Origin of the sequence: Microbacterium sp. 71-36 (assembly GCF_001898305.1) — a bacterium.
GTDB lineage: Bacteria > Actinomycetota > Actinomycetes > Actinomycetales > Microbacteriaceae > Microbacterium.
Map to the genome: position 1 here is coordinate 82305 of NZ_MKTP01000008.1, position 20630 is coordinate 102934.

23 protein-coding genes are annotated in these 20630 nt (G+C 70.6%); 18 read left to right on the forward strand and 5 right to left on the reverse strand.

The window, feature by feature from the left end:
• The first annotated feature begins 184 nt into the window (after nt 1-184).
• The gene (locus BGO45_RS15970; protein ID WP_292696109.1) at nt 185-1600 is read left to right on the forward strand and encodes a M23 family metallopeptidase; all 1416 of its coding nucleotides are present in this window, start codon (nt 185-187) and stop codon (nt 1598-1600) included.
• A 52-nt stretch (nt 1601-1652) separates the two neighbouring features.
• On the opposite strand, the gene BGO45_RS15975 is transcribed toward BGO45_RS15970, so the two are convergent.
• Nucleotides 1653-2186, reverse strand: a complete 534-nt coding sequence (locus tag BGO45_RS15975) for an inorganic diphosphatase (RefSeq protein ID WP_292696111.1) — start codon at nt 2184-2186, stop codon at nt 1653-1655.
• Nucleotides 2187-2282: 96 nt separating this feature from the next.
• Between BGO45_RS15975 and tilS the strand changes: the two genes are divergently transcribed.
• The 13 genes from tilS to lysS all read left to right on the forward strand — a co-directional run bounded on the left by tilS (nt 2283) and on the right by lysS (nt 14154).
• Complete coding sequence (tilS, locus tag BGO45_RS15980; RefSeq protein WP_292696112.1) at nt 2283-3281, forward strand: tRNA lysidine(34) synthetase TilS; 999 nt, start codon at nt 2283-2285, stop codon at nt 3279-3281.
• A gap of 23 nt (nt 3282-3304) precedes the next feature.
• Nucleotides 3305-3856 (forward strand): hypoxanthine phosphoribosyltransferase, encoded by a 552-nt coding sequence (gene hpt / locus BGO45_RS15985; protein ID WP_292696115.1) that lies wholly within the window; start codon nt 3305-3307, stop codon nt 3854-3856.
• A 149-nt stretch (nt 3857-4005) separates the two neighbouring features.
• Nucleotides 4006-6009 (forward strand): ATP-dependent zinc metalloprotease FtsH, encoded by a 2004-nt coding sequence (gene ftsH / locus BGO45_RS15990; RefSeq protein ID WP_292696117.1) that lies wholly within the window; start codon nt 4006-4008, stop codon nt 6007-6009.
• 6 nt (nt 6010-6015) lie between these two features.
• The gene (gene folE, locus BGO45_RS15995; protein WP_292696120.1) at nt 6016-6606 is read left to right on the forward strand and encodes a GTP cyclohydrolase I; all 591 of its coding nucleotides are present in this window, start codon (nt 6016-6018) and stop codon (nt 6604-6606) included.
• Nucleotides 6603-7394 carry a dihydropteroate synthase gene (folP, locus tag BGO45_RS16000; RefSeq protein ID WP_292696123.1) on the forward strand — a complete coding sequence of 264 codons (792 nt, stop codon included), beginning with the start codon at nt 6603-6605 and terminating at the stop codon, nt 7392-7394. The genes folE and folP overlap by 4 nt, the downstream gene beginning before the upstream one ends.
• Nucleotides 7394-7762, forward strand: coding sequence for a dihydroneopterin aldolase (folB, locus tag BGO45_RS16005; protein ID WP_292696126.1), 369 nt, complete (start codon nt 7394-7396; stop codon nt 7760-7762). Before folP ends, folB begins: the two co-directional genes overlap by 1 nt.
• Nucleotides 7759-8286, forward strand: coding sequence for a 2-amino-4-hydroxy-6-hydroxymethyldihydropteridine diphosphokinase (folK, locus tag BGO45_RS16010; RefSeq protein ID WP_292696129.1), 528 nt, complete (start codon nt 7759-7761; stop codon nt 8284-8286). The genes folB and folK overlap by 4 nt, the downstream gene beginning before the upstream one ends.
• Nucleotides 8283-8780, forward strand: a complete 498-nt coding sequence (locus BGO45_RS16015; protein WP_292696132.1) for a DUF3180 domain-containing protein — start codon at nt 8283-8285, stop codon at nt 8778-8780. Before folK ends, BGO45_RS16015 begins: the two co-directional genes overlap by 4 nt.
• Nucleotides 8722-9321, forward strand: coding sequence for a PH domain-containing protein (locus BGO45_RS16020; RefSeq protein ID WP_292696135.1), 600 nt, complete (start codon nt 8722-8724; stop codon nt 9319-9321). Before BGO45_RS16015 ends, BGO45_RS16020 begins: the two co-directional genes overlap by 59 nt.
• On the forward strand, nt 9318-10976 hold the full coding sequence (locus tag BGO45_RS16025) for a PH domain-containing protein (protein ID WP_292696137.1): 1659 nt from the start codon (nt 9318-9320) through the stop codon (nt 10974-10976). The genes BGO45_RS16020 and BGO45_RS16025 overlap by 4 nt, the downstream gene beginning before the upstream one ends.
• Nucleotides 10973-11704: a DUF2520 domain-containing protein gene (locus BGO45_RS16030; protein ID WP_292696139.1), complete on the forward strand. Its 732-nt coding sequence runs from the start codon at nt 10973-10975 to the stop codon at nt 11702-11704. Before BGO45_RS16025 ends, BGO45_RS16030 begins: the two co-directional genes overlap by 4 nt.
• A complete protein-coding gene (panC, locus tag BGO45_RS16035) occupies nt 11701-12555 on the forward strand; it encodes a pantoate--beta-alanine ligase (RefSeq protein ID WP_292696140.1) in 855 nt (284 codons plus the stop codon). The genes BGO45_RS16030 and panC overlap by 4 nt, the downstream gene beginning before the upstream one ends.
• An 81-nt stretch (nt 12556-12636) precedes the next feature.
• Nucleotides 12637-14154 (forward strand): lysine--tRNA ligase, encoded by a 1518-nt coding sequence (lysS, locus tag BGO45_RS16040; RefSeq protein WP_292696141.1) that lies wholly within the window; start codon nt 12637-12639, stop codon nt 14152-14154.
• On the opposite strand, the gene BGO45_RS16045 is transcribed toward lysS, so the two are convergent.
• Complete coding sequence (locus BGO45_RS16045) at nt 14105-15265, reverse strand: DUF4192 family protein (protein ID WP_292696143.1); 1161 nt, start codon at nt 15263-15265, stop codon at nt 14105-14107. The two genes, lysS and BGO45_RS16045, sit on opposite strands and share 50 nt — an antisense overlap.
• 136 nt (nt 15266-15401) lie before the next feature.
• On the opposite strand from BGO45_RS16045, the gene BGO45_RS16050 reads away from it, so the two are divergent.
• The 3 genes from BGO45_RS16050 (at nt 15402) to BGO45_RS16060 (ending at nt 17849) form a co-directional block, all read left to right on the forward strand.
• The gene (locus BGO45_RS16050; RefSeq protein WP_292696145.1) at nt 15402-15587 is read left to right on the forward strand and encodes a hypothetical protein; all 186 of its coding nucleotides are present in this window, start codon (nt 15402-15404) and stop codon (nt 15585-15587) included.
• 67 nt (nt 15588-15654) lie between these two features.
• Nucleotides 15655-17121, forward strand: a complete 1467-nt coding sequence (cls, locus tag BGO45_RS16055) for a cardiolipin synthase (RefSeq protein WP_292696146.1) — start codon at nt 15655-15657, stop codon at nt 17119-17121.
• 14 nt (nt 17122-17135) lie between these two features.
• Entirely contained in the window at nt 17136-17849 is a 714-nt protein-coding gene (locus BGO45_RS16060; protein ID WP_292696148.1) for a hypothetical protein, read from the forward strand.
• Here the strand turns inward: BGO45_RS16060 and BGO45_RS16065 are convergent.
• Genes BGO45_RS16065 through BGO45_RS16075 form a run of 3 tightly spaced genes read right to left on the reverse strand, consistent with a single transcriptional unit; the run spans nt 17833 to nt 19312 of the window.
• The gene (locus BGO45_RS16065) at nt 17833-18084 is read right to left on the reverse strand and encodes a helix-turn-helix transcriptional regulator (protein ID WP_076492042.1); all 252 of its coding nucleotides are present in this window, start codon (nt 18082-18084) and stop codon (nt 17833-17835) included. The two genes, BGO45_RS16060 and BGO45_RS16065, sit on opposite strands and share 17 nt — an antisense overlap.
• A complete protein-coding gene (locus BGO45_RS16070) occupies nt 18081-18686 on the reverse strand; it encodes a hypothetical protein (RefSeq protein WP_292696152.1) in 606 nt (201 codons plus the stop codon). The genes BGO45_RS16065 and BGO45_RS16070 overlap by 4 nt, the downstream gene beginning before the upstream one ends.
• Entirely contained in the window at nt 18686-19312 is a 627-nt protein-coding gene (locus tag BGO45_RS16075; RefSeq protein ID WP_292696154.1) for a hypothetical protein, read from the reverse strand. The genes BGO45_RS16070 and BGO45_RS16075 overlap by 1 nt, the downstream gene beginning before the upstream one ends.
• 192 nt (nt 19313-19504) lie before the next feature.
• Here BGO45_RS16075 and BGO45_RS16080 point away from each other — a divergent pair.
• Nucleotides 19505-20630: Clp protease N-terminal domain-containing protein (locus tag BGO45_RS16080; protein WP_292696156.1), on the forward strand; the 1126-nt coding region annotated here is incomplete at its 3' end.

Here is a 20630-nt window from a genome sequence, read left to right on the forward strand (position 1 = left end):
CACTTGCCGACGACCGAGCCTACTTCATGATTCTCGAGATTGCCAATCGAGGGCGTGGCGGTCCGGCGCCCCGGCGTGTCGAGGGGTCAGACTGGGCCGCGGCAGCGGGAACTCGCCCTGTTGTTCGTGTGATTCGTGTTGCTACTGTGGTGCGAGTTGCGAACCGGTGAGATGAGGTATTCCCGTGACGCTTGACCCCCTCGACGGCGCCGACGACTGCGGTTGCGCGCCCAGTCCCGCTGAGCGCGCGCGTCTGTGGCCGTCGCTGGACCGCCGCGGAGCACTGAGGCTCGGTGCGTTCGGGGCCGTCGCCCTCGGTGCCATCGGGGCCACCGTGCCGTCGCTCGTCTCGTCGTCCCCCGCCTTCGCCGCCGACTACCCCTCATGGGCCGATGTCGAGGCCGCGCGGGCCAACGAAGCCGCCAAGGCCGCCGAGATCACCCGCATCCAGGGTCTGATCGCGGGTCTGCAGTCCGAGGTCGAGCGCACGCAGGCCGAGGTCCAGGCGCGTTCCGACGAGTACTACGCCGCTCAGCAGGCCTTCTTCGATGCCGACTACCGCGCTCAGCAGATCCGCGCCCAGGCGGATGCCGAGACCGCCAAGGCGACGGATGCCGCGACCAAGGCCGGCAAGGTCGCCGCGCAGCTCTATCGCAGCGGAGGCGACGACACGTCGCTCGACCTGTTCTTCTCGGGCTCCGCCGCCAGCGCCGATGACCTCCTCGCCAAGCTCGGCACGATGGACAAGCTGCTCGACCGCAACCGCTCGGTCTACGCCGCTGCCGTGGCCGCGCGCGACAGCGCCAAGAACCTCGGCAGCCAGGCCGACGACGCCAAGGCCGAACGCGACCGCCTGCAGAAGATCGCCGAAGACAAGATGGTCGCCGCGCAGCAGGCAGCGGACGCCGCGCAAGCCGCTCTGGCCGCGCAGCAGGCGAATCAGGTCGTGCTGCAGGCCCAGCTCGCCGCGCTGCAGGACACGACCGCGAAGACGGTCGCCGACTACCAGGCGGGCGTCGAGGCCGAGCGCAAGGCGCGCGAAGAGCGTGAGCGCAAAGCCCGCGAAGAGGCCGAAGCGCGCGACCGCGCCGCCCGTGAGGCGGCGGCAGCCGCAGCCAACAACGGCGGCGGGGGCGGCGGTGGCGGCGGCAGCAGCAGCGGTGGCGGAGACGTCGTCAGCTCGGGATGGGCTCGTCCCTCCTCGGCGGGAACGACGTCGGGATACGGACCCCGCACCGGGCAGTGCGGTGCGAGCTACTGCGCGAGCACCTGGCACCTCGGACTCGACTTCGGCGCGAGCTGCTGGTCGCCGATCTACGCTGCGGCGAGCGGACGCGTCACCTACGCCGGGCTGAACAGCGGCTACGGCAACTACATCCGCATCCAGCACGACGACGGGTCGGGCACCGGGTACGCCCACATCGTCAACGGCGGCATCTACGTCTCGTACGGACAGCGCGTGTCGGCCGGCCAGCAGATCGCCGCGACGGGGCAGACGGGCAACTCGTTCGGCTGCCACCTCCACTTCGAGGTCTACCCGCCGTGGGGCGGGACGACCGACCCCGCGCCGTGGCTGCGCGATCGCGGCGTCTGGGTCTGAGCAACGCGAAAGCCCCCGGTCGTTGACCGGGGGCTTCGTCGTGACCGGGAGGTCAGAGCGTGTTGGGCGCTTCGCCCTCACCCTGCGTCTTGGTCCGTGCGTCGTGCTCCTCGAAGCGCGCGAACGCCTCGCCGACCAGGCGCTCGGCCTCGGCGGCATCCGCCCACTCGTCGACCTTGACCCACTTGTTGGGCTCCAGGTCCTTGTAGTGCTCGAAGAAGTGCGAGATCTCCTTCTTCGTCCAGTCGTCGATGTCGCCGACGTCCTGGATGTGGTCCCAGCGCGGGTCCTTCGCGAGCACCGCGACGACCTTGTCGTCGCCGCCGGCCTCGTCGCTCATCTTCAGCACGCCCACGGGGCGCACCTTCGCGAGGACGCCGGGGTACAGGTCGCGGTCGAGGAGGACCAGCACGTCGAGGGGGTCGCCGTCCTCGCCGAGGGTGTTCTCGAAGAAGCCGTAGTTGGCCGGGTAGCCGAACACCGTGTACAGGATGCGGTCGAGGAAGACCCGGCCCGTGCCGTGGTCGACCTCGTACTTCACGCGGCTGCCGCGCGGGATCTCGATGACGGCGTCGTACGCGCCCATACGTGTGCTCCTTAGATCGGTGGAATTCCGCGCCCAGCCTAGTCGGGGCGTCCGCGCTGACGTGGCCTGCGCGCCAGGGCGGATAGCGTGGATGCCATGCACGAGCGGCGACCCGGACTCGACCCCGCCGTGGCCGAGGTGCGGCGGGCCGTTCGTGCCGCCCTCGACGGGCGCGGCGTCGTCATCGTCGCGCTGTCGGGCGGGGCGGACTCCCTCGCGCTCGCGGCGGCGACCGCGTTCGAGGCGCCGCGTCTCGGCATCCGCGCGGAGGCCGTCGTGATCGACCACGGCCTCCAGGGCGGATCGGATGCCGTGGCGGCCGCGGCCGCGGAGAAGGCGCGCGCTCTCGGGCTCGACGCCCGCGTCGTGACCGTGCGGGTCGGGTCGACGAACGGACCCGAGGCCGCTGCGCGGGAAGCGCGCTACGCCGCTCTCACCCGGGTGGCGGCGGAGACGGGCGCCGACGCGGTGCTGCTGGGCCACACCCTCGACGATCAGGCCGAGACGGTGCTGCTCGGACTCGCGCGGGGGTCGGGGGCGACGAGCCTGTCGGGCATGGCGCCCGAGCGGCGGGATGCCACGGGCCCGGTGTGGCTGCGCCCGATGCTGGGGGTGCGTCGCGAGACGACCGTCGCGGCGTGCGCGGCCGAGGGGCTCGAGCCGTGGACCGACCCGCACAACGCCGACCCCGCGTTCGCGCGCGTACGCGTGCGGGAAATCGTGCTGCCGGTGCTCGAGCGCGAGCTGGGACCCGGTGTCGCGGAGGCGCTCGCCCGCACCGCGGAGCAGCTGCGCGAGGACGCCGCGGCGTTCCAGGACATGATCGACGAGACGATCGAGGACATCGTCGAGCATGCCGAGGCCGGGATATCCGTCTCGGTCGCGGCCTTGGCGGCCAACCCCGCCGCACTGCGCAACCGCATCGTGCGGTACGTCGTCGACAGCGAGTTCGGCGTCGCCCTCACCCGCGCCCAGACGTTGGAGGTCGCCCGCCTCGCCACCGACTGGCACGGTCAGGGCCCGATCGACCTTCCCGGCTGCCTCGCCCGCCGTGTCGGGGGGCGGATCGAGATCGTCGCGCGGGCGGCATCCTGAATCCTCCTGCGTAGACTTTCAGGATGCGCGCGGCCGACATTCCCGACGACATCAGCGAAGTCCTCCTCACCGAGGAGCAGATCCACGACAAGCTCGCCGAGCTCGCGGCACAGGTCGCAGCCGACTACGCCGGGCGCGACGTCGTGCTGGTGGGCGTCCTCAAGGGCGCGGTGATGGTCATGGCCGACTTCGCCCGCCACCTGCCGATGCACATCACGATGGACTGGATGGCCGTGTCGTCCTACGGCGCGAGCACGCGCTCGAGCGGCGTCGTGCAGATCCGGAAGGACCTCGACACCGACATCACCGGCAAAGACGTGCTGATCGTCGAGGACATCATCGACTCCGGCCTGACGCTCAGCTGGCTTCTGGAGAACTTCGCCTCGCGCGGGGCAGCGTCCGTCGAGGTGCTCGCGCTCCTGCGCAAGCCGGATGCCATGAAGGTCGAGGTCGACTGCCGGTACGTCGGGTTCGACATCCCCAACGACTTCGTCATCGGGTACGGCCTGGACTACGCCGAGAAGTACCGGAACCTCCGCGACGTCGCCGTCCTCGCGCCGCACGTCTACTCCTGATCGCCCGCCGGATGCGGCGCGCCGGCGCCCCGGCATCCGTCTCCCGCTACGCCCACGACGAACGCACAGGCCCGGCATAGTCGCCGGGCGTTACCCTGACTTCACCGCTTTTTCCGCAGCGGATCACGAAAGGGCTGGGCTCGCCCACCATGGATTTCAAGAAGATCACGCGCAATCCGATCATCTACGTTCTGTTGGTCGGTCTGCTTCTGGTCATCGGTTTCTCGCTGATCTCCAACCTCAGTGGGGCGAAGCAGATCTCGACCCAGGAGGGTCTGCAACTGCTGAAGGGCACCACGGTGACCTCGGCGACGACCAATGACACCGACCAGCGCGTCGATCTGAAGCTCTCCCAGCCCTTCGAAGGCGCCGACTCGGTGCAGTTCTACTACGGCGGCGCGCGTGCGTCCGAGGTGGCGACGGCGATCGACAACGCCGCCCCCAAGGACGGCTTCAACGACGTCGTGCCGCGCCCCGGGTTCCTCGACGGTTTCATCTCCCTGATGCTGCCGCTCGTGCTGCTCGGCCTGCTGTTCTGGTGGCTGCTCTCCAGCGCGCAGGGCGGCGGGAGCAAGGTCATGCAGTTCGGCAAGTCGCGCGCGAAGCTCGTGACGAAGGAGACGCCCACCGTCACCTTCCAGGACGTCGCCGGATCCGACGAGGCCATCGAGGAACTCGAAGAGATCAAGGACTTCCTGAAGGACCCGAAGAAGTTCGAGGAGGTCGGCGCCCGCATCCCCAAGGGTGTGCTGCTGTACGGCCCTCCCGGTACCGGCAAGACGCTGCTCGCCCGCGCCGTCGCGGGTGAGGCGGGCGTTCCGTTCTACTCGATCTCGGGTTCGGACTTCGTCGAGATGTTCGTGGGTGTCGGCGCGAGCCGCGTCCGCGACCTGTTCAACCAGGCGAAGGAGAACTCCCCGGCGATCATCTTCATCGACGAGATCGACGCCGTCGGTCGCCACCGTGGTGCCGGCATGGGCGGCGGCCACGACGAGCGCGAGCAGACGCTGAACCAGATGCTCGTCGAGATGGACGGCTTCGACCCCAAGGTCAACGTGATCGTGATCGCGGCCACCAACCGTCCCGACATCCTCGACCCCGCTCTGCTGCGCCCGGGCCGTTTCGACCGGCAGATCGGCGTCGACGCCCCCGATCTCAAGGGCCGGCAGCGGATCCTCGAGGTGCACGGCCGCGGCAAGCCCCTGTCCGACTCCGTCGACCTCGAGGTCGTCGCCCGCAAGACGCCCGGTTTCACCGGTGCCGATCTCGCGAACGTGCTGAACGAGGCCGCGCTGCTGACCGCGCGCTCCAACGCGCAGCTCATCGACAACCGCGCCCTCGACGAGGCGATCGACCGCGTCATCGCCGGCCCGCAGCGGCGCACGCGCGTGATGAAGGACAAAGAGAAGCTCATCACGGCGTACCACGAGGGCGGCCACGCGCTCGCGGCGGCGGCGATGAACCACACCGACCCCGTGACCAAGGTCACGATCCTGCCGCGCGGCAAGGCGCTGGGCTACACGATGGTGCTGCCGCTGGACGACAAGTACTCCGTGACCCGCAACGAGCTGCAGGACCAGCTGACCTACGCGATGGGCGGACGTGTGGCCGAGGAGATCGTGTTCCACGACCCCACCACCGGTGCCTCGAACGACATCGAGAAGGCCACCAGCATCGCGCGGAAGATGGTCACCGAGTACGGCATGACCAACGAGGTCGGTCCGGTCAAGCTCGGCTCGTCCTCCGGCGAGGTGTTCATGGGCCGCGACATGGGTCACGGCCGCGACTTCTCGGAGCGCATCGCGGAACGCGTCGACGCCCAGGTGCGTGGACTGATCGAGCAGGCGCACAACGAGGCGTACCAGGTGATCAACGACAACCGCGAGGTGCTCGACCGCCTGGCGCTGGCCCTGCTCGAGAAGGAGACCCTCGACCACAACGAGCTGGCCGAGATCTTCAAGGACGTCAAGCGTCTGCCCCCGCGCCCGCAGTGGTTGTCGTCGGGCGACCGCCCCGTGTCGAGCCTGCCGCCCGTCGAGGTTCCGCGCCGCCCCGCTCCCGCGGGGGTCGCCGCGTCCACCGAAGCCGACGCGCAGCCCGCGACCCAGCCGCAGCGCCGGCCGAGCGGACAGACGCGTCCGGCCACCGCCTAAGGCGCCGTGGCCGTCGACCGGGAGCGCGTGTCCGCGCTCGTACGCGAGCTGCTCGAGGCGATCGGTGAGGACCCCGATCGCCCGGGCCTGCGGCAGACCCCGGCCCGGGTCGCGGACTCGTGGAGCGAGTTCTTCGGGGGAGTCGGCCAGGATGCCGGCGCTCCGCTGCAGCACACGATCTCGGTGACGCGCGGGCCCGCTCCCGACACCCTTCCGTCCGGCGCGGTGATGCTCCGCGACATCGCGTTCCGGTCGATGTGCGAGCACCATCTGCTGCCGTTCCGGGGACGCGCGCACGTGGCGTACCTCCCGGGGGAGGAGGTCGTCGGACTCGGCGCGCTGCCCCGGGTCATCGACATCCTCGCCGCACGACCCCAGGTGCAGGAGCGTCTCGGCGAGCAGGTGGCCGACACGATCGCGGCGGCCCTGGACGCCCGCGGTGTGCTCGTCGTGCTGGATGCGACCCACGAATGCGTCACGATGCGCGGGGGGCGCCAGCCCGAAGCCTCGACCGTGACGATCGCCGCGCGCGGTGCGTACACCGACCCCGTCGCCCGCGCCGAGCTGATCGCGTTGATCGGTCGGGGGCGCGGATGACCCTCGTCATGGGAATCGTCAACGTCACCCCCGATTCCTTCAGCGACGGCGGGCGGTTCCTCGATCCCGACGTCGCGATCGCGCACGCCCGCACGCTCCACGCCCAGGGCGCGGACCTGCTCGACGTCGGCGGTGAGTCGACGCGGCCCGGAGCCGACCGGGTCGCCCCTCGGATCGAGCAGCAGCGCGTGCTCCCCGTCGTTGCGGCATTGGCATCCGAGGGTCTGTACGTGAGCGTCGACACGATGAACGCGACGACCGCGCGGGCCGCGGTCGCCGCGGGCGCCCGATTGGTCAACGACGTGTCGGGTGGTCTCGCCGACCCCGAGATGCTCGCCGCGGTCGCCGAATCGGGCGCCGAGATCGCGCTCGGGCACTGGCGCGGACCGTCGGCCGAGATGTACGCACGGGCGGAGTACGACGACGTGGTCGCCGACGTGATCGCCGAGCTGGGCGAGCGCGTGGACGCGGCGGAGGCGGCCGGCATCCCGCGCTCCCGGCTCATCGTCGACCCGGGCATCGGCTTCGGCAAGCGCGGAGATCAGAACTGGCGGGTGCTGCGCGCGCTGCCCCGCCTGGGAGACCTCGGATGCCGTGTGCTCGTCGGCACGAGCCGGAAGCGGTTCCTCGCCGAGACGATCGGCGCCGACGCCGACCTGGATCGCCGCGACCTGGCGACCGCGGTCACCAGCGCGCTGGCGGATCGCGCCGGCGCGTGGGCCGTGCGCGTGCACGACATCCCGACCACTCGCGACGCGCTCGCCGTCGCCCGCGCCTGGGAGGCCTGATGGACTTCGCCGACGAGATCACACTGACGGGGGTGCGCGCCTTCGGGTTCCACGGCGTCTACGCCGACGAGAAGCGGGAAGGGCAGGAGTTCGTCGTCGACGTGGTGCTGCAGCTCTCGCTGCGACCGGCCGCCGAGTCGGACGACGTCGTCGACACCGTGCACTACGGCGAACTCGCCGAGCGCATCGTCGCCCACGTCGAGGGCGATCCCGTCGATCTGCTGGAAACCCTCGCGCAGCGCATCGCCGACGATGTCCTCGCCGACGAACGCGTCCTGCTCGTCACGGTGACCGTGCACAAACCGCACGCCCCGATCACCGTCCCGTTCGCCGACGTGTCGGTGACGATCCGCCGGGGGCGCGTGTGAGCGTCCGCCTGGCGCACGGGATCGGCGACCCGCCCTCCGACGTGCCGGTCGCGGCCGTCGTCGCCCTCGGGGCCAACCTCGCCGCGCGCGCCGCGACGCTCTCCGCGGCCGTCGAGGAGCTGCGTCTCCTGCCGCTGACGACCGACGTCCGGGTGTCGGCCCCCATCGAGACGGTCGCCGTCACCCTCGCCGGAGCGGACGCCGACGCGCCGCGCTACCTCAACGCCGTCGCGCTGCTGCAGACGCGGCTGGCGCCGGCGACGCTGCTGCGCGAACTCCACCGCATCGAGGCGGACCACGGGCGTGTGCGTCGCGAGAAGTGGGGCGATCGCACGCTGGATCTCGACCTCATCGCCTACGGCGACGCCCGCATCGACGAGCCGCATCTGACCGTCCCGCATCCCCGCGCGCACGAGCGCGAGTTCGTCCTCGCTCCGTGGCACGACATCGACCCGGATGCCGAGATCCCCGGGCGCGGCCGAGTCGACGCCCTGCTCGCCGCCGTCCGCGAGGAGCCATCGTGAAGCGGACCGGCGCGACGATCCTGATCGTGGCCGCCCTCGCGGGGCTCGTCGTCGGCTTCCTCGTCGACGCCATGCTCACGGCGGCCGCACGCCCGACCTTCGTCCCCGCGGCGAGCCTGCCGACGATCCTCGTCCTCCTGGCGGCGGTCGTGGTGGGGGTCGCGGTACCGATCTTCCGCGCGTCCCGCGGGCGGAGCGCCCGGCGCATCGACCCGTTCCGGGCGCTGCGCGTCGCGATGCTCGCCAAGGCCTCCTCTCTCGTCGGCGCGGCGGCGACCGGTTTCGCTCTCGGGCTCCTCGCGTTCGTTCTCACCCGTCCGTTCACTCCGTCGCTAGGCTCGTTGGGGTCGGTCATCGCGACGGCGGTGTGCGGTGCCGTCCTCGTCGTCGCGGGACTCGTGGCCGAGCAGCTGTGCACCATCCGGAAGGACGACGATGACGAACACCCCGGATCTTCCGGAGCGCACCCCGACGCCGGACCCCCGATCCGCTGAGCCGGCCGCGTCCGTCCTCGACGAGGCCACCTACGACCGGATCCTCGAACCGCGCGCCGAGGGAAGGCTGCCGCTCGGCGACGGCACGTGGCATCAGCTCGCCCGGGCGTACGTGCGGGTGCAGCTGATCTCGCAGGGCGCGGTCTTCGTCCTGATCCTCGTCGCCGCGATCGTCGCTCAGGCCTTCTCCGGGTTCCTGTGGCAGTGGATCCCCGTCGGTGTCGTGCTCGTGGTCACCGCGATCGGCATGATCATCACCCCCCGCCAGGCGCGTTCGACCGGCTATCAGCTGCGCCGCGACGACCTCGTCTTCCGCCGCGGCATCCTGTGGCAGCGCGTGGTCGCCGTTCCCTACGGCCGCATGCAGCTCGTCGACATCACCCACGGTCCTCTCGATCGTGGCTTCGGCATCGCTCAGCTCAAGCTCGTCACGGCGGCGGCGTCATCGGGGGTCACGATCCCGGGCTTGACGCAGCGCGCCGCCGAGGAGCTGCGCGACACCCTCATCGACGTCGCCGAGACCCGCCGGACCGGGCTGTGACCGACCGCACCGGTTCCGACGGCCGGCCCACCGATCCCCGGTGGGACCCGCCGCCCGCCGAAGCCGTCCCGCCGCCCGCCGAAGCCGTGGTGCCGGAGGGCGCCGCGTCGGGGGATGCGCCGCCGCGTGCGCTCGTCCGGTCTCCGTTGAGCGACGGCGAGTGGCAGCGGCTGCACCCGCTGACACCGTTGCTGCGGGGCGGGCTGTTCCTGCTCGTGATCATCGGCATCATCGTCGCCAACCTTCGCGAGCGGCTGATCGAGCTGTTCCTGCCCGCGGTGACGGATCTGCCGCCGGGGGTCATCCCGCCCGACCCGGTCGATTTCATCCTCGCCAACAACCTCATCCTGATCGCCGCCGGCGGCGCCCTCGCGGTGCTGATCGTGCTGCTCGTGATCTTCCGACTGTCCTGGAGGTTCCACACCTTCCGGATCAGTGACGACGACGTCGAGGTGCGCTCGGGCGTTCTCTTCCGCACCCATCGGCGGGCTCCGCTCGATCGGGTGCAGGGGGTCAATCTCACGCGCCCGATGGTGGCGCGACTCCTGGGGCTGGCGAAGCTCGAGGTCGTGGGCGCCGGTCTCGACTCCAACGTCAAGCTGGAGTATCTGTCGGCCAAAGCCGCGGAGACGGTTCGCGGTGACATCCTGCGCCTCGCGTCGGGGCGACGCCTCGCCGAGCGCGGAGTGTCTTCTCCGGCGGGCTCTGCGGTCCAGCAGGCCGCCGACGCGGTGGCTGCCGGCATCCAGGGCATCGTCGACGGGGAGGACTTCTCGGATGCCGAGCCCGAGAGCATCGTGCGGATCCCGTTCGGACGACTCGTCGCTTCGCGCCTGCTGAGCGGGTCGACGCTCATGCTGGTCGCGCTGATCATCGCGATCATCGTCGGGGCCTCTCTCTCGACGCTGTGGTTCCTGTTCACGATCGTCCCGGCGTTCCTCGCCTTCGGGGCCTACTACGTGCGCTCCATCGCTCGGGGTCTGCGCTACTCGATCGCTCCGAGTCCGGACGGCGTCCGGCTGACGTTCGGGCTGTTCACGACGATCAGCGAGGTGGTGCCGCCCGGGCGTGTGCACGCGATCGAGGTGCACCAGCCCCTGCTGTGGCGTCCGTTCGGCTGGTGGAGCATCTCGGTCAATCGGCTCACCGGCCGGGGGTCGACCGACTCGACCACCGACCCGTTCGCGGCGGTCCTGCCCATCGGCACACGTGACGACGTGGAGAGGGTGCTGCGCATCCTCGCCCCCGCGCTGCCGTCGGAGGAGTGGAGCCTGGTGTTCCGGGACGGCATCCTGGGCCCGATCGACGACGACCCCTACGTGGTCACGCCTCGGCGGGTCCGGCTGCTGCGACCTTTGTCGTGGCGTCGCAACGGCGCGGTGGTCACCCCCGACGCGCTCTTCCTGCGTCGCGGGTGGGTGCGGCGAACGCTCGTGATCGTCCCGTTGGCGCGACTGCAGTCCGTGGGACTCCGTCAGGGCCCCCTGGGGCGCGCCACGCGCACGGCCACCCTCGCCGCGCACGTGATCGCGGGGACGGTGCGGACGTCGGTCGGCGCCCTCGACCGCGATGCCGCGCTGACCCTGTTCGACGACACCGCCCGCGCGACGGTCGCCGCCGCCGCCGAGGACCGCAGCCACCGGTGGGCCGGATGAGCGGGGGGCGCGACGGTCGGCTCGGTGTCGGCGTCATCGGGGCGGGACGCGTCGGCCCCGTGCTCGCGGCTGCGCTCGCCGGAGCGGGGCACGCGCTGACCGGCATCACCTCGGGATCCGACGACGACCGCGTCGAGGCGATTCTTCCGGGCGTGCCGGTGCTGTCGCCCGAGGAGGTCGTCCGCCGGAGCGAGCTCGTGGTCATCGCGGTGCCGCACGATCAGCTCCCCGGTCTCGTCGCGGGGCTCGCCGATCTCGGCGCGTGGCAGCCGGGGCAGCTGGTGCTCCACACCGACCCGGCGTTCGGTGTCGACGTCCTCACCCCGGCGCTGCAGCGCGGCGCGATCCCCCTCGCCATCCACCCGGCGATCGTGTTCACCGGTGCGTCGTCGATCGATCTGCGCCAGCTCGCGCAGGCGTACGCCGCCGTGACCGCCCCGGGGCCGGTGCTGCCGATCGCGCAGGCGCTCGCGGTCGAGCTGGGATGCGAACCGGTGGTGATCGCCGAGGCGGACCGCGTGGCGTATGCCGAGGCGGTGGCCACGGCGACGCAGTTCTCGCGGTCGATCATCCGCCAGTCCGCGTCGCTTCTCGCCGGCGTCGGCGTCGACAATGCCGGGGCGTATCTCTCGGCGCTCGTCCGGTCGAGCGTCGACCAGGCGCTGGCGGAAGGCGTCGGTGCGGTCGGTGCGGACGGTGCGCCGCCGGACGCTACGATCGACGGATGATCCGCACCATCGAGGATCTGCGCACCCGACTGGCCGAGGCCAGAGGCGCAGATCGCCCGGACGGTGCTGCGCGCGTCGCGCTCGTCTCGACGCTCGGGGCCCTCCACGACGGCCACGTCGACCTGATCCGCGCGGCGCGAGAGCGCGCCGACCTCGTCGTCGTGTCGACCTTCGTCAATCCGCTGCGGTTCCGCACGGCCGAGGAGACCGCGGCCTACCCGCGCACACCGGACGCCGATGCCGATCTGCTCGACGACCTCGGCATCGACCTCGTCTTCGCGCCGACCGCCGCCGAGTTCCTCCCCGCCGGGACGGCGACCACGCGGGTCTCGGCCGGAGATCTGGGTCTGCGGTACGAAGGACGGGTCCGCCCGTTCTACTTCGATGGTGTGCTCACCGTCGAGGCGAAGCTGTTCCATCTGATCCGGCCGGACGTCGCCGTGTACGGCGAGCGGGATCTGCAGCGGGCCTTCCTCGTGCGGCGCATGATCCGCGACCTCGACATCGGCATCGAGACGGTGCTCGTCCCGACCGTGCGCGCCGACGACGGTCTGCCCGTCTCGAGCCGCGTGGAGCTGCTCGACGAGGCTGATCGTCGCGCAGCGGCCAAGCTCCCCGTGGCGCTGGAGGCGGCGGCATCCAATGCCGATCTGGGGGTGGACTCCTGCATCGCGGCGGCGCAGTCGTCGCTCATGGGTGAGTCGCGAATCCACCTGGAGTACCTCTCGGTCGTCGATCCCGACACGTTCCTGCCGGTGGACGACGGCCACCGGGGGCGGGCGATCGCGCTCATCGCCGCGACCGTCGGAGGGCACCGGTTCATCGACAACGCGGAGATCTCGCTGCGCTGAAGATCGTCGAGGGGGGTATCGCGCGGGGAAACGTCGCGCACCTCGCGGATAAACTCGATGCGACCCCGAGGAGCCTCCACGATGACCGACGCGCCCGCGAACGACGCCGAACCCACCGAAGACGACGTCTTCGAGCAGAAGGCGGTCCGCCTCGCCAAGCGGGAACGCCTGCTCGAGGAGCGGGTGGACGCCGCGGGTGGGCCCTATCCGGTGACGGTCCCGGTGACGGACACGATCCCTTCGCTGCGCGAACGCTTCGCCGATCTGGAAGCGGGAGCCGAGACGGGCGTGACGGCGGGCGTTGCGGGCCGCGTCGTCTTCAGCCGCAACACCGGCAAGCTGTGCTTCGCGTCGCTGCAGTCGGGAGACGGCAGCCGGATCCAGGCCATGGTGTCGCTCGCGAACGTCGGCGACGAGTCGCTCCAGGCCTGGAAGGAACTCGTCGACCTGGGCGACCACGTCTTCGTGACGGGTGAGGTGATCTCCAGCCGCCGCGGCGAGCTGTCGATCATGGTGTCGGACTGGGCCATCGCCGCCAAGGCCGTGCTGCCGCTGCCGAACATGTACTCGGAGCTGAACGAGGAGAGCCGCGTCCGCAGCCGCTTCCTCGATCTGATCGTGCGCGATCGCGCGCGTGAGACGGTGCTCGCGCGCGCCAAGGTCAACGCCAGCCTGCGACGCACCTTCGCCGACCGCGCCTTCGTCGAGGTCGAGACCCCGATGCTGCAGGTGCAGCACGGCGGTGCCAGCGCGCGCCCGTTCGTCACGCACTCCAACGCGTTCGACGCCGACCTGTACCTCCGCATCGCGCCGGAGCTGTTCCTCAAGCGCGCGGTCGTGGGCGGCATCGACCGGGTGTTCGAGATCAACCGGAACTTCCGCAACGAGGGCGCGGACTCCACGCACAGCCCGGAGTTCGCGATGCTCGAGGCCTACCAGGCCTACACCGACTACAACGGCATCGCCGACCTGACCCAGACCCTCATCCAGGACGCGGCCGTCGCCGTGGCCGGTTCGACGACGGTCACGTGGGCCGACGGCACCGAGTACGACCTCGGTGGCGACTGGGATCGCATCTCGATGTACGACTCGCTGTCGGAAGCCGCGGGCCGCACCATCACCCCCGAGACCACGCTGGAAGACCTGAAGGCCTTCGGAGCCGAGGCCGGTGTCGACGCCCCGGCTCACGAGACGCACGGCAAGTGGGTCGAGGAGCTGTGGGAGCACTTCGTCAAGGGCGGACTCACGCGGCCGACGTTCGTCATGGACTTCCCCGTCGACACCAGCCCGCTCGTGCGCGAGCACCGTTCCATCGCCGGTGTCGTGGAGAAGTGGGACCTGTACGTGCGCGGCTTCGAACTGGCGACCGGGTACTCCGAGCTCGTCGACCCGGTCATCCAGCGCGAGCGCTTCACGGAGCAGGCCAAGCTCGCGGCCCGCGGTGACGACGAGGCGATGCCGATCGACGAGGAGTTCCTGCGCGCGCTCGAGCACGGCATGCCGCCCACGGGCGGCATGGGTATGGGCATCGACCGCCTGCTCATGGCCATCACCGGGCTCGGGATCCGCGAGACGATTCTGTTCCCCCTGGTGAAGTGACCGCCTCCCGCTCGAAGACCCACTCGGGCAATCGTCCCTGAGCGCACATGATCCGCACGATGTCGGCGAGCCCGTGGTCGGGGTCGATGTCGAGCGCATCCGCGGCGTAGGCGGCGGCGTGCGTCGATCTGCCGGTCGCCCACGCGAGCCAGGCGCACGCGGCCAGGGGGCCGGCGCGACGGGATCGCGGTGTCGCCGCGGCCAGGTGGCGGCACCGGTCGAGCGCCCGCAGCAGGCGCGGAGGATCGGGACGGGCGCCCTCTCCCCACATCGGGCGCGCGAGGTCTGCGGGGAACGGGTGCCCGGCCGCGTGCGCGGTCTGTGCTCCGTAGGTCGCGTCACCGGTGGCGAGGTCGCCGATCCACTGCATGAGCGCGACGTCGCGGAGGAGCGGCCGCTGCAGGCAGAACGACACCGCCGCGACGGCGCGGTCGTCGGGGTCCTCGTCGGGCGAGACGAACGCCTCGAACAGCGCCGGCGGGTCGGCGATGTCGTCGAGCACGAGTCTGGCGGCCGCGCGTCGTCCGGCCGGAAGACGTTTGGCCTCGCGTGAGCGGGCCACCAGGTGTCCGGCGTCGGTCAGGAGCCGGTGCACCGCCGTCCGTTCGGCGGTGGGGACCGGGGGAAGCGTCGCCGCGGCGTACTGGTCGCCGTCCAGCTCCGGCGTCCGAGTGAGGTCGGGGTCGGCCGCGATCTCCTCCAACGGCCGGGGTTCGTCGTGCGCTCCGGCGAGGTAGCCGATCCACCCGTCGGGGCCCACGGCGAACGCGTCGATCACGCGGAGGCCGCAGATGTCGGCGCGGGCGACGACCGCATCGACGAGAGCGCGGTGCGGAGTGGATCCGGCGTCACGGAGGGGGATGTCGGTGTACACGACCGCGGCGACGGCATCCGTCCGCGAGACCTTGCACGCCATCCCGATGACCGTCGAGGCGACGTTCTCGACCTCGGCGTCGGAGTCGGGGGCGGGCAGGTCGATCCGGAGGGCGCCGAGCGACCGCCCCGCCGCGAACGTGACGAGGGCGAGGCTGGATCGGGGCGTGCAACCGAGCAGGTGGGGGACGAGGGCGAGGAACTCGGCGGGGGCGCCGGCGCGGACGATCGGTGACATGCCCCGACGATGACGCAGCGGTGCCCACGGGCGCGGGCCGGAAACCGTGATCTGGGGAGGGCCGAGCGGGTCGGAACGCTGTGCAGGAGGGGTGTGCTCCCGCCTGACGCTCAGGCGCTGCACGTATCCTTGACTCGTGGATGACATCTGGGCCGCCGTTCTGTGGCCGCTTCTGCCGACGCTCGCGGTGTCGGTGATCTTCTTCTTCATCCTGCGATCCGTGATCCGGATCGATCGCACCGAGCGCAAGGCCTACGCGCGCATCGAGGCCGAGGAGCGCGCCAAGCGCGGTCTCCCCGCCCCCGACAGCACCGCCCCCTGACCGGTCGGTTCTCTCGGGTGTCGGGACCGGTCACTACGCTGGGGAGACATTCCGTTCAGGAGGTCCCGTGATCGACACCACGTTCGAGGCGAGCTGGCTCGTCATCGCGCTGTTCGTGATCGATCTCGTCGTGCGCATCGCGGCGGTCATCATCGTGCCGCGCAACCGCCGACCGACCGCCGCGATGGCCTGGCTGCTCGCGATCTACTTCATCCCCTTCGTCGGAGTGCTCCTGTTCCTCCTGATCGGGAATCCGCGGCTGCCGCGCACGCGCCGCCGCAAGCAGGCCGACATCAACCGGTACATCCACGACACGAGCGACTCGCTCGAGTTCGGCACCCTGCGCCCGAACGCGCCCGACTGGTTCCGTGCGCTGGTCCGCCTGAACCGCAATCTCGGCGCGATGCCCATCGCCGGTGACAACGGCGCGACCCTCATCGCCGACTATCAGGAGAGCCTCGACGCGATGGCGGATGCCATTCGGCGGGCGCAGCGCTACGTGCACGTCGAGTTCTACATCCTGCAGAGCGACGCCTCGACCGACAACTTCTTCCGTGCGCTCGAAGAGGTCGCCGCACGGGGCGTGGTGGTGCGCGTCCTGCTCGACCACTGGGCGAACCGGGGCAAGCCTTACTACCGGCAGACGCTCCGCCGGCTGGACGAGATGGGCGCCCACTGGCATCTGATGCTTCCGGTCCAACCCCTTCGGGGCCGCTATCAGCGTCCCGATCTGCGCAATCACCGCAAGCTCCTGGTCGTCGACGGCGACGTGGCGTTCATGGGCTCGCAGAACGTCACCGATTCGTCGTACAACCTCCGCAAGAACATCCGCCGAGGACTCCACTGGGTCGATCTGATGGTCCGCGTCGAGGGTCCGGTCGTCGCGAGCATCAATGCCGTGTTCCTCAGCGACTGGTACAGCGAGACCGACGAGGCGCTCACCGATGAGATCGACCTGTTCAGCGTCGAATCCGGTCCCGGAGACCTCGACTGCCAGATCGTGCCGTCCGGCCCCGGCTTCGACTTCCAGAACAATCTGAAGCTGTTCCTCGGGCTCCTCTTCGCCGCCCGCGAGCGCATCATCATCGTGAGCCCGTACTTCGTGCCCGACGAGGCGCTGCTCCTCGCGATCACGACGGCGTGCCAGCGTGGCGTCCACGTCGAACTGTTCGTCTCCGAAGAGGGCGACCAGGCGATGGTCTACCACGCCCAGCGCAGTTACTACGAGGCTCTGCTGACCGCGGGTGTGAAGATCTGGATGTACCGCAAGCCCTTCATCCTGCACAGCAAGAGCCTCACGATCGACGACGAGGTCGCGGTGATCGGGTCGAGCAACATGGACATGCGCTCCTTCGGTCTCAACCTCGAGATCTCGATGCTCGTGCGCGGCGAGGAATTCGTCCGCGACATGCAGCGCGTCGAGGACGCCTACCGCACGCTCAGCCGCGAACTCACGGTCGAGGAGTGGCGGCGCCAGCCCCTGCGCTCGACCATCCTCGACAATCTCGCGCGCCTCACCTCGGCGCTGCAGTGACTCCGGAGGCACACATGACCCGTCGCTCCCTCGCCGCGCTTCTGAGCATCGGCATCCTCTCGATGGGCGCGCTGGTCGGCTGCGCGACGGGCGCGGCCTCCGCGCCGACGCCGGAGGACACCGCGGGTGCGACGGCATCCGGCGCACCGACAGAGGTGCGGGCGGGCTGGCTCGACGCGGGTCGTGGGATCGCCGTCGTCACGCTCGGGAGCTCCTCGTGCGTGCCGGTCGCGACCGAGCCCGTGCTCGCCGGGGCGACGCTCACCGTCGAGCTCGTCGAGCCGTCGGACGGGCCGTGCACGCGGGACATGGCTCCCCGAGCGACGTACGTGGGTCTGCCCGCGGGCGTCGACCCGACTCAGGATCTCGAGGTCGTCGTCACCGGCGCCGCCGCGGGGCCGACCTCGATCCCCGGCCTCGTCGAGGTGCCGGCCGCCGGCGACGAGTTCCTCCCCAGCGCCGGCTGGGTCCGGAACGATCAGGTCGCGATCCTCACGTGGGGCAGCTCGAGCTGCCGCCCGCAGGTCGAGGCCGTGGGTTCGACCGCCGGAGGCGCGAGGGTGACGTTCGTCGAGCCGCCGGCCGATCAGGTCTGCACGGCCGACATGGCGCCGCGCGCGACCCTGGCCGACCTGACGGGCATCGTCGGCGAAGGACCCGTCGAGCTCACGCTGTCCGGTGGCAACCTCGCTTCCGACGGCCCGATTGCGGTCATCGGGCAGCGCTGACCTCTCCCTGCACCACGAGCAGGTCGCCCACCTCGCACTCCAGGGCTCGGCAGATCGCGGCGAGTGTGGAGTAGCGGATCGCGCGGGCGCGGTCGTTCTTGAGCACCGAGAGATTGACGATGCTCACGCCGACCAGTTCGCTCAGCCGGGTGAGGGTCATGCCCCGTTCGGCGAGCAGCTCGTCGAGTCGACAGTGGATGCCGCTGGGGCCGTCGTCGTCGATCGCGGGGCTCACACGAGTCCTTCCGTATCGCGTTGGAGACGCACGCCGTAGGTGAACACGACCGACAGCGCCAGAACGCTCAGCCCGACGAGTGCCCACACCGGGTCGAAGGAGGAGCCGACGACGAAGACGTCCCCCGCCGCGGGGTTGAGCTCGTCGGCCGCCATCATCCGGCCGAGGCCCCCGAGCCCGGCCGACAGGGTGCCGCCGATGAGCAGCGAGGCTCCCGCGACGCGTGTCGCCACCACCAGCGCGCGATGGAATGGGCGCCTCCAGAGCAGCAGGAAGAAGAACAGCATCACCGCGCTCACGGTGAGCACGGTCGTCAGAACTCCCGCGGCGGTGCCGGAGACGAGCAGGCTGCGCGCGCCGGCGCTCAGCCCGTCGGAGATCACCCAGGCGGACTCGTAGCGGGCCGACACGATCGGTGCGCCGGGGTCCGTCGGGACGGGCGCCTCCGTCAAGAGACTGAAGCCGCCCGTGCCCGTGGCGATGCCGATCGCCGCGCGAACGCCGGGGAGGGCCAGTGCGAAGCCCATCACGAGCCCGGCCGCGATGAACAGGATCAGGATGCCGCGCTCCATGCGCCGCGACACCGGGGGCGTGTCCGTCATCACACGAGTCCGTCCATGTCGCGCTGGAGGCGGTCGCCGACGGTGAACACGGTGCCGGCCAGGGCGGCGACGAATGCGGTGCCGAACAGCACCGGCAGGTCGACGATCTGCACCGCGCCGCGGTCGAAGGTGTAGTCCGACATCCGGGCCAGCGCGCCGTTGGCCACCATGTTCTGGAAGAACGGTACGCCCGCGAGCCCCACGAGGGTCACGGTGCCCGCCACCGAGACGAGGGCCGTGTTCCGGCGGCTGAAGATGCGCCCGCGCAGGATGTCTGCGGTGAGCAGGAGGAGCAGCACGACGACGGTGACGACGACGGCCGCGAACAGGACCTCCGCGATCAGGAGCGCCCACAGCGAGGCGATCGGCAGTTCGGGGGCGACGATGACGCCGGTGCCGAGTTCGATCGGCACGGGCGCGGCGCCCGGGCCGAGCGGTGCCTGGGCGACGGTGTCGAGGAACGGCGCGGTCACGCGCACGTCGCGGTTGGGGAGCGCCTCGACGATGCGGATCGCGCTGTGCACGACGGCCCAGACGGCGAGGCCCACGCCGAGGACGACGAAGAAGAGGAACCCGACGGTGTCACCGCGGGACAGGATGCGCGAGGTCGGACGGGGGGATGCCATGACCCACTCCTTATCGAAATTCGTTGTTATCGGTTGTCGATAAGTTATCGACTGTCGATGTGCTCCGCAACCCCGGCGCTGCGACGGCTATGCCCACGGCGAACACGCGTCCGCGGCATCCGGCCGCTGGTTACTCTCGATGTACGGCGCGCGGAGGCGTGCCTGTCAGCCCATTTCTGGAGGGACTGAGAGATGTTCGAGAGATTCACCGACCGTGCCCGTCGTGTGGTCGTCCTCGCCCAAGAAGAGGCGAAGATGCTGAACCACAACTACATCGGTACCGAGCACATCCTGCTCGGCCTGATCCACGAGGGCGAGGGTGTCGCCGCCAAGGCGCTCGAGTCGCTCGGCATCTCGCTCGACGCCGTGCGCGAGCAGGTCCAGGACATCATCGGTCAGGGCCAGCAGCAGCCCACCGGCCACATCCCCTTCACGCCGCGTGCGAAGAAGGTGCTGGAGCTGTCGCTGCGCGAGGCGCTGCAGCTCGGCCACAACTACATCGGCACCGAACACATCCTGCTCGGTCTGATCCGCGAGGGCGAGGGCGTCGCCGCCCAGGTGCTCGTCAAGCTCGGCGCCGACCTGAACAAGGTGCGTCAGCAGGTGATCCAGCTGCTCTCGGGCTACCAGGGCAAGGAGCCCGCGGGCGTCGCCTCCGGCGCCGGCGAGCAGACCTCGCAGGGTGCCCAGGGCGGGTCGGCCGTGCTCGACCAGTTCGGACGCAACCTCACCCAGGCCGCCCGCGACAACAAGCTCGACCCCGTCATCGGGCGCGAGAAGGAGATCGAGCGGGTCATGCAGATCCTCTCGCGCCGCTCCAAGAACAACCCCGTCCTCATCGGTGAGCCCGGCGTCGGAAAGACGGCGGTCGTCGAGGGCCTCGCGCAGGCCATCGTCAAGGGCGACGTGCCCGAGACGCTGAAGGACAAGCAGGTCTACTCGCTCGACCTGGGTTCGCTCATCGCCGGGTCCCGCTACCGCGGTGACTTCGAGGAGCGCCTGAAGAAGGTCACCAAGGAGATCCGCACGCGCGGCGACATCATCGTCTTCATCGACGAGATCCACACGCTCGTGGGTGCCGGTGCCGCCGAGGGCGCGATCGACGCGGCATCCATCCTCAAGCCCCTCCTCGCGCGCGGCGAGCTCCAGACCATCGGGGCCACCACGCTCGACGAGTACCGCAAGCACTTCGAGAAGGATGCCGCGCTCGAGCGCCGCTTCCAGCCGATCCAGGTCGCCGAGCCGAGCCTGCCCCACGCGATCAACATCCTGAAGGGGCTGCGCGACCGCTACGAGGCGCACCACAAGGTGCAGATCA

What these genes read in the sequence shown, in the direction of transcription:
- panC (WP_292696140.1), top strand. Translation starts at nt 11,701, where the DNA reads ATGATCCGCACCATCGAGGATCTGCGCACCCGACTGGCCGAGGCCAGA.
- hpt (WP_292696115.1), top strand. Translation starts at nt 3,305, where the DNA reads ATGCGCGCGGCCGACATTCCCGACGACATCAGCGAAGTCCTCCTCACC.
- BGO45_RS16020 (WP_292696135.1), top strand. Translation starts at nt 8,722, where the DNA reads ATGACGAACACCCCGGATCTTCCGGAGCGCACCCCGACGCCGGACCCC.
- folB (WP_292696126.1), top strand. Translation starts at nt 7,394, where the DNA reads ATGGACTTCGCCGACGAGATCACACTGACGGGGGTGCGCGCCTTCGGG.
- folP (WP_292696123.1), top strand. Translation starts at nt 6,603, where the DNA reads ATGACCCTCGTCATGGGAATCGTCAACGTCACCCCCGATTCCTTCAGC.
- BGO45_RS16075 (WP_292696154.1), bottom strand. Translation starts at nt 19,312, where the DNA reads ATGGCATCCCCCCGTCCGACCTCGCGCATCCTGTCCCGCGGTGACACC.
- BGO45_RS16045 (WP_292696143.1), bottom strand. Translation starts at nt 15,265, where the DNA reads ATGTCACCGATCGTCCGCGCCGGCGCCCCCGCCGAGTTCCTCGCCCTC.
- BGO45_RS15975 (WP_292696111.1), bottom strand. Translation starts at nt 2,186, where the DNA reads ATGGGCGCGTACGACGCCGTCATCGAGATCCCGCGCGGCAGCCGCGTG.
- lysS (WP_292696141.1), top strand. Translation starts at nt 12,637, where the DNA reads ATGACCGACGCGCCCGCGAACGACGCCGAACCCACCGAAGACGACGTC.
- tilS (WP_292696112.1), top strand. Translation starts at nt 2,283, where the DNA reads ATGCACGAGCGGCGACCCGGACTCGACCCCGCCGTGGCCGAGGTGCGG.
- ftsH (WP_292696117.1), top strand. Translation starts at nt 4,006, where the DNA reads ATGGATTTCAAGAAGATCACGCGCAATCCGATCATCTACGTTCTGTTG.
- BGO45_RS16070 (WP_292696152.1), bottom strand. Translation starts at nt 18,686, where the DNA reads ATGACGGACACGCCCCCGGTGTCGCGGCGCATGGAGCGCGGCATCCTG.
- BGO45_RS16060 (WP_292696148.1), top strand. Translation starts at nt 17,136, where the DNA reads ATGACCCGTCGCTCCCTCGCCGCGCTTCTGAGCATCGGCATCCTCTCG.
- BGO45_RS16030 (WP_292696139.1), top strand. Translation starts at nt 10,973, where the DNA reads ATGAGCGGGGGGCGCGACGGTCGGCTCGGTGTCGGCGTCATCGGGGCG.